This window comes from Streptomyces sp. N35, assembly GCF_016464295.1.
Classification (GTDB): domain Bacteria; phylum Actinomycetota; class Actinomycetes; order Streptomycetales; family Streptomycetaceae; genus Streptomyces.
The window spans coordinates 87386-101091 of sequence record NZ_JAEIMH010000001.1; the positions used below are offsets into that span (position 1 = coordinate 87386).

A 13706-nucleotide genomic window follows, 5' to 3' on the forward strand; every position below is an offset into this window, starting at 1 on the left:
GTAGGAGCCGGGTGCCTGGGACGCCCGGTCCCAGGCACCCGGCACGGTCTTGACCAGAAAGCAGACTGGAAGCATGGTTTCGTTCGAGCAATACGGCGGCGGAAAGCGGGACTTCGACTTCAGGGTCGGTCCGGTGGCGGAGGAATCTTGGAACTGTGCGGAGTTCGCTGACCGGCTCTGGGGCGACGTAATGGACATCCTGGGCGTCCCCGCCTTGGGTGGCCACCGTAAGCCGGACGGTGCGAGTGGTTATCGGTACAGCGTCGACAGCGACGCGATGCTCGTGACCATGTTCGTCGACGACGACAATCCGGGCTTTCCGTGGGAGAAGGTTCCCGCGATGCTGACTCCCTGGTCCCGGTCGGAGACCTTGGAGAACTGGCAGATGGCGGAGCACTTGTATACGCGTCTCGACGACCTGGGCCGCTATCTGCTGATCGTCTTCGAGGAGGGTGGCATGCCGATCGCTTCGAACTTCGACATCGGTGACGATTGGTAGATGCAGTTGCCGGCGCGTGACCACAGCGACTGCGCACCCTTCGGTGCCCCGTGAGGCGATCGCCGTCACGTATGGCTACGAACTGTGCCGATGTACGCCCGCCGAGGTCCGTCCCTTCTGGATGGGATCTACCCCTGTTTGTAGACACGGCTGGCGGTCCGAGTGCTGATTTGGCGGGCATGCCCGCCAGGTCTCTGGATCCTTGCTGGATCCGTCGCCCCGAAACAACATTTCTGCAGGCGACTGCCAAGTCGTCGATGTTCCGCTTCAACGTGTAGCGGCTGACGTGTCATCACGTCGCTGATCTGGCAAGCATGCAGGTCAAAGAGGGTCCGACTCTTCGGGGTCGGGCCCTTTGTGCTTCCCGTGCTGGGATGCATGGCTGAGACGACGTACGGCATCGGCGAGGGTCCGGCAACGCGGGTGAGCCTGTCGCTGCCGGAGGGGACCGCGGAGGCGATCCGCGCGCGGGTGGGGAAGCGGGAGTTCTCCGCGTTCATCGCCGAGGCGGTCGAGTGTGAGCTGCGCGGGCGGGTTCTGGACGAGTACCTGGGCGATCGCCGAGGCCGCGCTGCGTCAACACCGCCCGGTGGTCATGTTGACCTCCGATATGGACGACATGGTCAAGCTCTGCGGCGATCGGGGCCGACTCGTGGCGGTGTGATCTCCCTCCGGAGGACCGTCGGCGCCGCGACGGCGTTTACGTGTCCTGATTCACCTGTGCGAGGTGCGTGTCCATGGCGGCGCACATCTCTCCCAGCAAGTCCCTGAACTGGTCGAGCAGTTCGGGTGGGTAGCGGCCGATGATGGCGTCCATGGGGGCCGCAAGCGGGCGGAAGAACTCGTCGGCGCGTTCCTGGATGTGGTTGCTGCTGCGCAGGGTCACCACGCGGCGGTCGCTGTGCTCGCGGCTGCGGACGATGTGCCCGGCGCCTTCCAGGCGGTTGAGCAGTGCGGTCGTGGCGCCTGACGAGAGCAGGATGCGCTTGCTGAGGCGGGCCGGTGAGATCGGGGTGCCCCGCTCCTCGGCCGCGATGATCTCGAGGAGTGCGGTCGCGTCCGTGGCGTACAGGCCGAGGTGGGCGGCGAAGCTGCGGCTGAGCTCGGCATAGTGCCCGCCGTAGGTCCTGAGGGCTTCCACAAGGAGCTCGCGCCGCGCCGTCGCGCCGTCGAGCGCCGATTGCTCCGTCACCGGCAGCCGTCCTTCCCCTGCGTGAACATCACCGGACCCGCACCCGCAGATCGCCTTTGACAATCTACCCACCTCGATCTACCTTCACCGTGGAATTACTTCACCATGGAGGTATTGAGATGCCGGACTCGGCTGCCACCAGGCGGTGGCTCGGACTGATCGCCATCGCCCTGGGTGTGGCACTGATCGTCGTGGACACGACGATCGTCAACGTGATCACGCCGTCGGTCGTCGAGGACCTGGGCGTCAACTCCTCGCAGGCGCAGTGGATCCAGGAGTCGTACGCGATCGTCTTCGCCGCGCTGCTGCTGCTCACCGGCCGACTGTCCGACATGCTCGGCGCCCGCCAGATCTTCACCTGGGGTGTCGTGGTCTTCGGCGCCACCAGCGTGCTCGCCGGCCTGGCGCCCAACGGTGAGCTGCTGATCCTGGCCCGCTTCCTGCAGGGCGCGGGTGCGGCGATGATCCTGCCGACCTCGCTTGCGTTGCTGAAGGCCAACTTCACCGGCAAGGCCCGCGGTCAGGCGTTCGCGGTCTGGGGCTCGACCATCGGAGCCGCCGCCGCGCTGGGTCCGCTGCTCGGCGGCTGGCTGTCCGAACACGTCTCGTGGCGCTGGGCGTTCGGCATCAACGTGCCCTTGTCCGTGCTGGTCGCGTTCGGCGTGGTGCGCTGTCTGGCCCGCTCGCCGCGGACCAAGGGCCGCATCGACGTGCTCGGCGCCGTGCTGTCCGTCATCGGTCTCGGACTGCTCGCCTTCGGGCTCGTCGAAGGCCGCATCTACGGCTGGGTGACCACCATCCACCCGCTCACGTTCCTCGGCTTCACCTGGGACAGCGGGCCCTCGCCCGTCCTGGTCGCGCTGATCCTCGCCGCCCTCGCCCTTGGCCTGTTCGTACGCCGCCAGTCGCAGCTGACGCGCGGCGGGGATGCCTCCAGGGCGATGATGGACGTACGGCTGTTCTCCATCGCCTCGTTCCGCAACGGCAACATCGCCACCCTGATCATCGGTGTCGGGGAGTTCGGCATCGTCGCGGTGCTCCCGCTGTGGCTGCAGTTCACGCTCGGCTACAGCGCGCTGCAGGCAGGGCTCGCCCTGGTGCCGGTGGCCATCGGCAGTTTCGTCGCCAGCGGGGCCAGTTTCGGGATGACGGCCAAGATCTCGCCGCTGATCCAGCTGCGCATCGGCCTCGCGCTCGAAGTCGTCGGCCTGGCCGGCGTCGCCCTGGTGGCCGCCCCGGACACCTCGTGGTGGGCTGTATCGGCGATGCTCTTCCTGTACGGCATCGGCGTCGGCTTCGCCACCGCCCAGGTCACCAACGTCGTCCTCGCCGACATCCCCGACGACAGCAGTGGTCAGGGCTCCGGCATTCAGAGCGCCTTCCGCCAACTCGGCTCCGCCCTCGGCATCGCCGCGCTCACCACGGTGTTCTTCACGACCCTCAGTTCCAAGCTGCACGACAGCCTGGTCTCCTCCGGCCTGTCCGGGGCCGCGGCCGACAAGTTCAGCCACGCCGTCACCGACAGCGCGGGCGCCGCGATCGGCCCGCTCGCCGGGAACCCGCAGACGGCCTCGGTCGCCGATGCGGCCCGCTCGGCGATGTCCGAGGGTGTCGCCATCGGCGGCTACGTCGCGGCGGGGTTCGTCGCTCTGGGCCTGCTCGCTTCCCTGCTGATCCCCGCCATGCCGCCACAGGCGCAAGCGCAGGCCGTGAGCGAAGGGGCAGAGGCAGAGGCAGAGGCAGAGGAAGAGGCCGAGGCCGGGGCCGAACCGTCCTGCCGTGGCTGACGCGGCGTGGTCACCCGTTGGCCGAGCCGGAGGCTCCGGTCGGCAGGCCGCCCAACCGTGCGATCACAGCCCGCGCTTCCCGTACGATCCGCCCCACCAGCTCACCGGCCGGCGCGATATCCCGTATCAGCCCTTGCGCCAGCCCCACCGACCAGATCCCGGCCTCCAAGTCCCCCTCCTCGAACACCCGGCGACCCCGCGCACCCGACACCAACGCCTGTACGTCGGGGAATGTGCCGCCGGATGCCAGGATGCGGACGACCTCGTCGCTGACCGAATTACGGGCCACCCGGGCGGTGTTGCGCAGTTCGCGGAAGATCAGGTGGGTGTCGCGTTCGGTGGCGGTGACGATGCGCCGCTTCACCGTGTCGGCGACCGGGGCCTCCGTCGAGCAGAGGAAGCGGGTGCCCATGTTCACGCCGTCCGCGCCGAGGGCGAGGGCGGCGGCGAGGCCGCGGCCGTCGCAGAAGCCGCCCGACGCGAGGAACGGGATGGTCAGGCGGTCGGCGACCGCGGGGATCAGGACGAGGCCGGGGATGTCGTCCTCGCCGGGGTGGCCGGCGCACTCGAAGCCGTTCATGGAGACCGCCGCCACGCCGACCCGTTCGGCTGTGACGGCGTGCCGGACGCTGGTGCACTTGTGGATGACGCGTACGCCGTGGTCGGTGAAGAAGTCCATATGCGGCTCGGGACTCGAGCCCGCCGTCTCGACGATCGTCACACCCGCGTCGACGATCGCGCGGCGGTACGCGTCGTACGGGGGCGGATTGATCGTCGGCAGGATCGTGAGGTTGACGCCGAAGGGCTTGTCCGTGAACTTGCGGGTGCGTTCGATCTCCCGTACCAGGCCGGCCGGGGTGGGCTGGGTGAGGGCCGTGATGATGCCCAGGCCCCCGGCTTCCGAGACGGCCGCGGCGAGTTCGGCCCGGCCGACCCACATCATCCCGCCCTGGACGATGGGGTGTTCGATGGCGAGCAGGTCCGTGAGCCGGGTGCGCAGAGCGGTGGAGGCGGTGGCGGTGGCGGCGTCAGGCATAGACGGCTCCCTGTTCCGCGCGGGCCAGGAGCGAGGCCGGGGGCAGGAAGCGGTCGCCGTACGCCGCGGCGAGTTCGCGGGCGCGCGCGACGAAGCCGGGCAGACCGCCCTCGTACTGGTTGACGTACTGCAGGACGCCGCCCGTCCAGGCCGGGAAGCCGATGCCCTGGATGGAGCCGACGTTGGCATCGGCGACGCTGGTGAGCACTCCGCTGTCGAGGCAGTCGATGGCGTCGAGAGCCTCGGCGAAGAGCATCCGCTCCTGAAGGTCCTCGAGCGGTATACGGCGTTGGCCCGATGCGTACTTCTCGCGTACGCCCGGCCAGATGCCGAGCCGCTTGCCTGACGCGTCGTACTCGTACCAGCCCGCGCGCTCCCGCCGGCCGATCCTGCCCTGCCCGACCATCCAGTCCACGACGGCTTCCGAGGGGTGGGCGACCCAGGTCCTGCCCTCGGCCTCCTCGGCGGCGCGGTTCCCGAGGGTGATCTCGTGGGTGAGCGACAGGGTGAGTTCGTCGAGGAGCTGGAGGGCGCCGGCCCGATAGCCGGCCTGGAGCGCGGCCTGTTCGACGGTCGCCGGCTCCACGCCCTCGCCGACCGCCGCGACGGCCTCGGCGATGAAACGGCTGATCACACGCGAGGTGAAGAAGCCGCGGGAGTCGTTGACGACGATCGGGGTCTTGCCGAGCTGCCGTACGAAGTCGAAGACCTTGGCCAGGGTCGCGTCGGCGGTCTGCTCGCCGCGGACGATCTCGACCAGGGGCATCCGCTCGACCGGGCTGAAGAAGTGGATGCCGATGACATCGCCGGGACGGTCAACTCCCTTGGCCAGCAAGGTGATGGGGAGGGTGGAGGTGTTGGAGCCGAGGATCGCGTCCGGCTTCACGACGGTCTGGATCTCCTGGAAGACCTGCTGCTTGAGCGGTGCCGATTCGAAGACGGCCTCGATGACCAGGTCCACGCCTTTGAAGTCGGCGGGGGTGGTGGAGGGGAGGATGCGGGAGAGGAGGGCCTCCGAGCGGGAGGGTGTCGTACGGCTCGCCGCGACGGCCTTCGCCTCCAGGTGGCGCGCGTAGTCCTTGCCGCGTTCGGCGGCTTCGGCGGTGACGTCCTTGAGTACGACGTCGAGGCCGGCCTTGGCCGCGACGTACGCGATGCCCGCGCCCATCATGCCCGCGCCGATGACCCCGGCCTTGCGCGCCGTGTGGCGGGGGAAGCCGGCGGGGCGGCTCGCGCCGGAGTCGATCTGCTGCTGGTCGAAGAAGAACGCCTTGATCATGTTCTTGGTGGTCCTGCCCGTCAACAGGCTGACCAGGTACCGGGTTTCGATCAGCGAGGACGTGTCGAAGTCGACGTACGCGCCCTCGACGGCGGCGGCGAGCGCGGCACGCGGCGCGGGCAGGGGAGCACCCTTGGTCTGCTTGCGCAGGAGAGCGGAGAGCGCGGGGAGCGTCGACGCGACGGACGGGCTGCGGACGTCGCCTCCCGGGAGCTTGAAGCCCTTGGTGTCCCAGGGCTGCACGGCCTCGGGGTGCTCGGCGATCCAGGCGCGTGCCCGGGCCTCGGCCTCCTGGGGGTCGTCGACGAGTGCGTCGACGAGGCCGATGGTGAGTGCCGCCCGCGGAGTGAACTTCTTTGCGGGCAGGATCACTTCGGACAGCGCCTTGTGCAGGCGGAACATGCGGACGGTGCGGGTGATGCCCCCGCCGCCGGGGAGCAGGCCGAGGCCGACCTCGGGAAAGCCGATGCGGCTGCCGGGGGTGTCGGCGGCGATCCGGTGGTGGGCGCACAGGGCGACTTCCAGGCCGCCGCCGAGCGCGCTGCCGTTCACCACCGCGACGACCGGCCGGCCCAGTTGTTCGAGGCGGCGCATCAAGGCCTTCATACGGTTGATGTACGCGGTCTCCTCGGCCGCCTTGTCGGCGCTGCCGGCCCGCAGCCGGTTCAGATCGCCGCCGGCGAAGAAGGACTTCTTGGCGGACAGCAGCAGTACGCCGGTGATGTCCTCGCGCTCGGCCTCCAGGCGCGGGACGCACTCCTCCAGGCCGGCCATGAAGGCGTCGTTCATGGTGTTGGCGGCGGAGTCCGGATCGTCGAGCGTGAGGGTGACGATGCCGTCCCCTCCTCGCGCGTAGGCGATGGCGGATGCGGTCATGGTGATGGCTCTCCTTGGGCAACAAGGGCTTTGGATACGGGAGTTGTCGGCCGCGGATGAGGGCGACTCACGCGCGGGGGCGACTCACGCGCGAGGTGCACGCGGCTCACACCCGCTTGATGACGGTGGCGATCCCCATGCCGGCCCCCACGCACAGCGTCACCAGACCGCGGCGCCCGCCCGTGCGCTCCAGCTCGTCGAGCACGGTGCCCAGGATCATGGCGCCGGTGGCGCCGAGGGGGTGGCCGAGCGCGATCGCGCCGCCGTTGACGTTGACCTTCTCGTCGGGGACCTTGAGGTCGCGCTGCCACTTCATGACGACCGCCGCGAAGGCCTCGTTGAGCTCGAACAGGTCGATGTCGTCGACGTTCAGGCCCGCACGCTCAAGAACCTTGCGTGTGGCGGGAGTTGGCCCCGTGAGCATGACGGTCGGCTCCGAACCGGTCACGGCGGTCGCGACGATCCGGGCGCGCGGGACGAGCCCGAGACGCTCGCCGACCGCCTCCGAGCCGACCAGGGTCAGCGCGGCGCCGTCCACGATGCCGGAGCTGTTGCCCGCATGGTGGACGTGGTCGATCCGCTCCAGCCAGTGGTACTTCTGCAGCGCCACCGCGTCGAACCCCGCCTGCGCGCCCACCGAGGCGAAGGCGGCCGGCAGCGACGCGAGGCTCTCCGCCGTGGTGGACGGCCTGCGGTGCTCGTCCTGGTCGAGGAGCAGCACGCCGTTCATGTCCCGTACGGGGACGACCGCCTTGCCGAAACGGCCCTCGCGCCACGCGGTCTCGGCCCGCGCCTGCGAACGGGCCGCGTACGCGTCGACCTCCTCGCGGCCGAAGCCCTCCAGGGTCGCGATCAGGTCGGCGCCGATGCCCTGGGGCACGAAGTACGCGTCGTACGCCGTGGCCGGATCCTGGGCGTAGGCTCCGCCGTCCGAGCCGATCGGGACCCGCGACATCGACTCGACCCCGCCCGCGAGCACCAGGCTCTCGAAGCCGGAAGCGACCTTCTGCGCGGCGAGGTTCACCGCCTCGAGGCCGGAGGCGCAGAACCGGTTGACCTGCACGCCGGCCACCGTCTCGGGCAGCTCCGCGACCAGCGCGGCGGTGCGCGCGAGGTCACCGCCCTGCTCGCCCACGGGAGAGACGACGCCGAGCACGATGTCGTCGATCAGGCCCGGGTCGAGCGTAGGGTTGCGTTCCTGGACCGCGTGGATCAGGCCCACGACCAGGTCGACCGGCTTGGTGCCGTGGAGTGCGCCGCCGCGGTTCTTCCCGCGGGGCGTGCGTACGGCGTCGTAGATGTAGGCGTCGGCCACGACGCCCCCTTTCTGGGTACGGGACGTGGGTGGGTGCTCCGCGGGAGAGGGCTACAGGCCCAGGTCGCGGCCGACGATCTCCTTCATGATCTCGGTGGTGCCGCCGTAGATGGTGGTGATGCGGGAGTCGAGGTAGTCGTGCGCGATGCGGTACTCGAGCATGTAGCCGTAGGCGCCGTGGAGTTGGAGACAGCGGCCGACGATGTTGACGTAACTCTCGGTGGCCCAGAATTTCGCTGCCGCCGCGTCCACGGCAGTCAGTTCGCCGCGCGAGTGCCGGGCGAGCAGGTCGTCGAGGTGGCTGCGGCCGACGCGGGCGGTGGTGACCATCTCGGCCAGCTCGAAGCGGGTGTTCTGGAACGAGCCGATCGGCTTGCCGAAGGCCTTGCGCTCCTTGACGTACTCCAGAGTGCGTTCGAGGACGCCCTCGATGGAGGCCAGGGCGTTGGCGGCGATCGAGATGCGCTCCTGGGGGAGGTTGCGCATCAGGGACTTGAAGCCCGCGCCCTCCTCGCCGAGCAGGTTGGCGGCCGGCACCCGGACGTCCTGGAAGAAGAGCTCGCTGGTGTCCTGGGCGTGCAGACCGACCTTCTCCAGATTGCGGCCGCGCGCGAAGCCGGGGCGGTCGGCCTCGATGACGAGGAGGCTGAGTCCGGCGTGCCGGTCGGGCCCTGTCCGTACGGCGGTGACGACGAGGTCGGCGTTCTGGCCGTTGGAGATGAAGACCTTGCTGCCGTTGACCACGTAGTCGTCGCCGTCCCGCACGGCGGTGGTGGCGATACCCGCCAGGTCGCTGCCCGTGCCGGGTTCGGTCATCGCGACGGCCACGATGAGTTCACCGGCGGCGATTCCGGGCAGCCAGCGGGCCTTCTGATCGTCGTCGGTCAGATCGGTGAAGTAGGGGATGACGATGTCGTTGGACAGGCCCACGCCGGCGAGCGCGTCCGAGGCGGGATGGCGGGAGAACTCCTCGCCGATGACCGCGTTGAAGCGGAAGTCGGTGATGCCGCCGCCCCCGTACTCCTCGGGGATGCTGAAGCCGAGGAGGCCCGCGCGGGCGGCCTCCAGGAACAGCTCACGGTCGGCCTTGCCCTCGGTCCGCCACCGCTCGGCATGGGGCGCGGCGTGCTTGTCGGCGAAGGCGCGGACGGTGTCCCTCAGGAGTTCGTGCTCCTCGTCGTAGAGGGACCGCTGGGCAGAGAGCGCACTGGTCATTCGGACACCACTCCTGATCCGGATCGGGTTCGTCAGAGGAAGGGGAAAGGTCAGCCGCGGTCCGGCAGCAGCACCGGCTTCAAGGTCCGGCCCGCCTGCTGGTCGGCCACCGCCCGGTCGAAGTCGCTCAGGGCGTACGTGGTCACGAGGCGGTCGACGGGCAGCCGGCCCTGGCGGTAGCGCTGGAGGAGTTCCGGTACGAGGACCGACGGTTCGGCGTCCCCTTCGACACAGCCGCGCACGTGGAGTCCGCGCAGCAGCAACGCCCTTGCCTCGAGGGCGAGTTCGGCGGGTCCGAGCCCGACAAGGGCCAGCACGCCGCGTGGCTGGAGGAGTCCGAGGGCGCGGCGGATCAGCTCGGGGCGGCCCGTGGTGTCGAGCGCGTGGGTGAGGGGCGGCAGCGTTGCGTCGAGCGAGGCGACGGCCGTGGCTCCGCACCGGGCGGCGAGTGCGCGCCGCGCGGCGACGGGCTCGGCGACGACGACCTCGACCGCCTCCGACAGGGCGGTCAGCACCGCGGCGGAGCCCACGCCGCCCCCGCCGATCACCAGGAGACGGTCGTCGGGCCCCGGCCGCAGAACGTTGAGCACCGCGCCCGCACCCGTCAGGAATCCGCAGCCGAACGGCGCGGCGACCTCCGGCGGTACGTCACCGACCGGCACGCACGAGCGGGCGTCGGCCAGCACGGCCGTGGCGAACGACGACTGCCCGAAGAACGCCCCGTACACCGGCTCGCCCGCCACTCGGATCGTCGGTGAGCCGTCGAGGCGGCGCCCGGACCCGTTCAGCGCGGTGGCCCAGCCGCAGTGGGCCGGGTGGCCGGCCCGGCACTGGCCGCACCTGCCGCAGGACGCAAAGGAGATGACGACCCGCTCTCCCGTACGCAGGGAGGTGACGGACGAGCCGAGCCGCTCGACGATGCCGCAGCCCTCGTGGCCGAGCACGGCAGGGGTGTTCCCCAGCGCCTCGCGGGTGACGAGATCGGTGTGACAGACCCCGACGGCCTCGATCCGGACGATGACCTCGTCGGGGCGGGGGTCGTCGAGCTCGGCGGTGACGAGTTCGGTGGGGGCGGAGCCCCGGGACAGGAGCGCGGAGGTTTTCATCGGCGGTCCGGGGCGGGTCCGCCATCCGAGCCCGGTTCGCGCTCCAGGCCGAAGTAGAAGTGCCGTCCCTGCGAGAGGACGAGCCCCGGCTTCCCGTTCATGACCCCCATCAGCGTGTGCTCGTCCACGCGCTTGAAGTGGTCGAGCACCGGCATGCCGTCGTACACCATCGTGGCCGTCACCTCACCGCGGAACTCCACGTTCCAGAGGCTGGCTTCGCCCTGGCCCGCCTCCGTATCGGAGTAGAGGCCGCCGTCTTCGGCCCGGCAGATCAGCGGCTTGGCGTCGTCCAGGGCGGCGAACCGCTTGCCGTGCCACCGGCTGCGGGCCAGGCGGCGTTCGAGCGGATGGCCGGTCGGGAACGCGAACCCCCGCCACGAGCCGAGGACGTCCGCGGCCTCGACCACGGCGAGATCCGCCCACAGGGCGTCGAGTTCCTCGGGGTCGAGGGGGCCTGGCGCGGCCCGCAGTGTCCGCCACCGGTCGAGGACGGACGGTGCGTCGTTCTGGTCCTGCTCCTGGCTCATACGGGGCTCCGTAAAGGGGGTGCCGGGGGAGTGCCGGAGGCGTGGCGAGCGTCAAGTGGCGCCGCGCAGAGGTCGTACAGAGATCGCACAGAGGTCGTGCAGGGGTCATACAGAGGGCCGTGCAGAAGCCTTGCCGACCGCGGCACGCGTCGTTATGTTAATCAAAAATCACACCCATGGACAACCTTGTAGATCGCCCCAACTCGCAAGCCTCAGCGGCGAATCAAGGTGAGATCCGACCTGCCTGGAAGTGGGTAAGTGAATGACGAATATCAGCAGGAGGCGCGCCCTTTCGATGGGTGCGGCGCTCGGCCTGGTGAGTGTGGCCTCCGCACCCAAGGCGTGGGCCTGGTCGTCCGCGGGATCGCTCGCCGGTGTCGACGCGGTAGCCGACCCGTTCACGGTCTGGGACCCCGAGCCGGACGAGGTGGCCGCGCGGCTGCTCGCCGACGGCGTCATCCCGGCGGTCAACACCGTCTGGCGTTCGTGGGTCGACAACGCGGACCCGCTGCCGGCCGGCATGCCCGGCTATCTGACCAGCTACCTGCAGAAGGTCAACCGGCTGCCGTCCTGGGCCGACGCCGCCAAACTCGCCGCTTCCGAGCGCTACTACAAGCGCCTGGCCAGCTATCTGTTCGTGTCCCAGGGCCTGGGCAGCGGAATGATGAGCACCGTGATCCCGCGGGAGGCCAGAGCGGTCTACTGGTCGGCGGGCGGCGCCGATATGAAGGACCGCGCGGCCAAGACGTTCACCTTCGGCTACGACCTCAACTCGGAGACGGCCTGGCAGCCGACCGGGCACTTCATCGTCACCGCCAACAAGACCCGTCTCGTGCACTCCGTCGTCCGCAATCTGCTGCCGACCTCGGCCGGCTTCATGCGGAGCGCGGACCAGCCGAAGCCGATCAGCAACGGCGACATCCTGCGCACCTTCCACTCGGTGGCCACGTACGCGCACACCAACCTGCTCAAGTGGGGCATCCGGCTCTCCGCGGCGGAGAAGGAGGCGGATCTGCACGCCTGGCAGGTCGCACTCCATCTGCTCGGTGTGCAGCAGCAGTTCATCCCCGCGACCTGGGCCGCCGCGGTGGACCAGGCCGAGCAGATGCTGTGGCCGGACCTGGCCCCCACCACCGAGGGCAACGACCTGGCCGAGACGCTGCTCAGCTATGTCAGCGACCCGACGCTGGGGCTTGCCACCGGGTTCGTCAACGAGTTCGTGCGCTATCTGCTCGGCAACGAGATCGGCGACTGGCTGAACCTGCGCCGTGACTGGGTGCAGGCCGCGCTGATCCGGCTCGAATGGCCGCTGTACGTCGCTTTCCGTGAGGGGACGTCGAGTGTGCTGCCCGGCAGCGGCTACCTGTTCGACCGGGCGCTGCGCGGCATCTCGATGCTGTACCTGAACAACGGGACCTCCGCGACACAGACTCCGATCACGCTCCCGGCCGCGAACCGGCCCGGCGGCTGAGCCGGCGCTCTGGGTCTGTGGCGGCCCCCTGGGTCTGTGGCGGCGGCCTGGGTCTGCGGCGGCGGCCGCAGACCCAGGGCCCTGTCCTGTCGTCCGGGCGACTACAGCCCCAGCGCCTGCACGACCAGCTGGGTCACGCTGCTCCGGTGCCCGGGACTGTCCCGCCAGTGCAGCCGCCGTCCGGCCTCCACGACCACCCCGAACCCCGCGTGCACAAGGACCCGTGCCTGACGCGGGTCCAACTCGGGCCGGGCCAGCTTCAGTTGCTGCTCCCATACGGCGATGTGCTCGCGCTGCGCGAGGATCAGCGGCTGCCGCAGATCGTCCGGCAGCCCGGCGACCTCGGCCTCGGCGACGCTGGTGAGCTCGGTGTGCTCGAAGCTGTAGCCCACGTAGGCCGACGCCAGCGCGATGACCGCGTCGCGCGGATCGGTCACCTCGTCGAGGCTCTGGTCCACCGCCTGCGCGAGCAGCCCCGCCGCCTGCAGACAGGCCGCCACCAGGATGTCCACCTTGGTCGCGTAGTGACGGTAGAGCGCGGACGGCGCGAGGCCCACGGCCTGGGCGAGCTGCCCGTTGGTGACCTTGGCGAACCCGTCGCGGGCGAACAGCGGGATCGCGGCGGCCAGGATCTGTGCCCTGCGCGTACGGGGCACGGGCTGCGCGGGCAACGCGACCGGGCGGGGAGTGCGCACGGCCGCGGGGGCCCCCGCCGCGACCCGCAGCGCGGAGGCGAGCAGCACTTCCTCGAGCCGCCGCCGGGCGATGGAGTTGTGGTGCTGGGTGACGGATCCGATCACGCCGAGCGCGGCCACGGCCCGCAACTCCTCGTCGGGCCCCGGGTGTTCACGCCGTACGACTTCGGTGACCCGCCCGACGACCCGGGCGAACTTCCCCCTGAGGACCTGCCGGTCCTCGGCGTCGAGGTAGCGGGCCTCCCAGCGGTACAGGCCCCCCGACGCGCGATGCTCCACGGCGACCCCCGTGACGGCGCCGAGCACCTCCGCCAGGTCCGCCTCGGGCGGCAGCTCGTCGAGCGTGGCGACGAGCCGGTCCACCATGACGTTCGCACACTCGGCGAACAGGGCGTACTTGTTCGGGAAGTGCCGGTACAGGGCCGTGGCCGTGATGCCCACGGCGGCCGCGATCTCCTCCATGGAGGCCGCGTGGTAGCCGCGCTCGCTGAACACGCGGCCGGCCGCCTCGACGATCAGCTGCTTGCGGTTGCGCGGGCGCGTGGCCGCGATCGGCTCGGCCGTCACCGGCAGGACGAGGGACGCAGAGACAGGACCATGCGCACAAGTCAATCACACGGCCCCGGGCGGTCCGTAGCCGTTCGCCACCGTGATCCGCACGTGACTGGCCGTTCACATCCGATGTGATTTTCCATTAACAAAGGGCTT

The 13706-nt window shown here is 70.1% G+C and carries 11 protein-coding genes and 2 pseudogenes; 5 read left to right on the forward strand and 8 right to left on the reverse strand.

Going from position 1 to position 13706, the window contains the following annotated elements:
* Positions 1–73: 73 nt before the first annotated feature.
* The 3 genes and pseudogenes from JAO81_RS00380 to JAO81_RS42080 form a co-directional block, all read left to right on the forward strand.
* Positions 74–499, forward strand: a complete 426-nt coding sequence (locus tag JAO81_RS00380) for a hypothetical protein (protein ID WP_199545668.1) — start codon at positions 74–76, stop codon at positions 497–499.
* A 378-nt stretch (positions 500–877) separates the two neighbouring features.
* Positions 878–1069, forward strand: a pseudogene (locus JAO81_RS43890) (hypothetical protein); the annotation flags it as partial.
* A pseudogene (locus tag JAO81_RS42080) lies at positions 1053–1163 on the forward strand (DNA-binding protein); the annotation flags it as partial. The pseudogenes JAO81_RS43890 and JAO81_RS42080, both read left to right, overlap by 17 nt.
* Before the next feature lie 36 nt (positions 1164–1199).
* Here JAO81_RS42080 and JAO81_RS00385 read toward each other — a convergent pair.
* Positions 1200–1691, reverse strand: a complete 492-nt coding sequence (locus tag JAO81_RS00385; RefSeq protein ID WP_307813087.1) for a MarR family transcriptional regulator — start codon at positions 1689–1691, stop codon at positions 1200–1202.
* A gap of 119 nt (positions 1692–1810) precedes the next feature.
* Here JAO81_RS00385 and JAO81_RS00390 point away from each other — a divergent pair, with 119 nt between their 5' ends.
* Positions 1811–3478: a DHA2 family efflux MFS transporter permease subunit gene (locus JAO81_RS00390; protein ID WP_199545669.1), complete on the forward strand. Its 1668-nt coding sequence runs from the start codon at positions 1811–1813 to the stop codon at positions 3476–3478.
* 10 nt (positions 3479–3488) lie between these two features.
* Here the strand turns inward: JAO81_RS00390 and JAO81_RS00395 are convergent, their stop codons facing one another.
* The 6 genes from JAO81_RS00395 to JAO81_RS00420 all read right to left on the reverse strand — a co-directional run bounded on the left by JAO81_RS00395 (position 3489) and on the right by JAO81_RS00420 (position 10832).
* On the reverse strand, positions 3489–4514 hold the full coding sequence (locus JAO81_RS00395; protein ID WP_199545670.1) for a nitronate monooxygenase family protein: 1026 nt from the start codon (positions 4512–4514) through the stop codon (positions 3489–3491).
* The gene (locus JAO81_RS00400; protein WP_199545671.1) at positions 4507–6669 is read right to left on the reverse strand and encodes a 3-hydroxyacyl-CoA dehydrogenase NAD-binding domain-containing protein; all 2163 of its coding nucleotides are present in this window, start codon (positions 6667–6669) and stop codon (positions 4507–4509) included. The genes JAO81_RS00395 and JAO81_RS00400 overlap by 8 nt, the downstream gene beginning before the upstream one ends.
* 106 nt (positions 6670–6775) lie before the next feature.
* Positions 6776–7984 carry an acetyl-CoA C-acetyltransferase gene (locus tag JAO81_RS00405; RefSeq protein ID WP_199545672.1) on the reverse strand — a complete coding sequence of 403 codons (1209 nt, stop codon included), beginning with the start codon at positions 7982–7984 and terminating at the stop codon, positions 6776–6778.
* A 51-nt stretch (positions 7985–8035) separates the two neighbouring features.
* Entirely contained in the window at positions 8036–9199 is a 1164-nt protein-coding gene (locus JAO81_RS00410) for an acyl-CoA dehydrogenase family protein (protein ID WP_199545673.1), read from the reverse strand.
* 50 nt (positions 9200–9249) lie between these two features.
* A complete protein-coding gene (locus tag JAO81_RS00415) occupies positions 9250–10305 on the reverse strand; it encodes an alcohol dehydrogenase catalytic domain-containing protein (RefSeq protein WP_199545674.1) in 1056 nt (351 codons plus the stop codon).
* Entirely contained in the window at positions 10302–10832 is a 531-nt protein-coding gene (locus JAO81_RS00420; protein WP_199545675.1) for a DUF4334 domain-containing protein, read from the reverse strand. The genes JAO81_RS00415 and JAO81_RS00420 overlap by 4 nt, the downstream gene beginning before the upstream one ends.
* 262 nt (positions 10833–11094) lie before the next feature.
* Here JAO81_RS00420 and JAO81_RS00425 point away from each other — a divergent pair, with 262 nt between their 5' ends.
* Positions 11095–12303, forward strand: a complete 1209-nt coding sequence (locus JAO81_RS00425) for an oxygenase MpaB family protein (protein ID WP_199545676.1) — start codon at positions 11095–11097, stop codon at positions 12301–12303.
* A 101-nt stretch (positions 12304–12404) separates the two neighbouring features.
* Here the strand turns inward: JAO81_RS00425 and JAO81_RS00430 are convergent, their stop codons facing one another.
* Positions 12405–13565: a TetR/AcrR family transcriptional regulator gene (locus JAO81_RS00430; RefSeq protein WP_199545677.1), complete on the reverse strand. Its 1161-nt coding sequence runs from the start codon at positions 13563–13565 to the stop codon at positions 12405–12407.
* Positions 13566–13706: the final 141 nt, after the last annotated feature.

Bases quoted from the DNA above. Each gene is read 5' to 3' on its own strand.
- JAO81_RS00410 (WP_199545673.1), bottom strand. From the start codon at position 9,199: ATGACCAGTGCGCTCTCTGCCCAGCGGTCCCTCTACGACGAGGAGCAC.
- JAO81_RS00415 (WP_199545674.1), bottom strand. From the start codon at position 10,305: ATGAAAACCTCCGCGCTCCTGTCCCGGGGCTCCGCCCCCACCGAACTC.
- JAO81_RS00390 (WP_199545669.1), top strand. From the start codon at position 1,811: ATGCCGGACTCGGCTGCCACCAGGCGGTGGCTCGGACTGATCGCCATC.
- JAO81_RS00425 (WP_199545676.1), top strand. From the start codon at position 11,095: ATGACGAATATCAGCAGGAGGCGCGCCCTTTCGATGGGTGCGGCGCTC.
- JAO81_RS00395 (WP_199545670.1), bottom strand. From the start codon at position 4,514: ATGCCTGACGCCGCCACCGCCACCGCCTCCACCGCTCTGCGCACCCGG.
- JAO81_RS00420 (WP_199545675.1), bottom strand. From the start codon at position 10,832: ATGAGCCAGGAGCAGGACCAGAACGACGCACCGTCCGTCCTCGACCGG.
- JAO81_RS00400 (WP_199545671.1), bottom strand. From the start codon at position 6,669: ATGACCGCATCCGCCATCGCCTACGCGCGAGGAGGGGACGGCATCGTC.
- JAO81_RS00380 (WP_199545668.1), top strand. From the start codon at position 74: ATGGTTTCGTTCGAGCAATACGGCGGCGGAAAGCGGGACTTCGACTTC.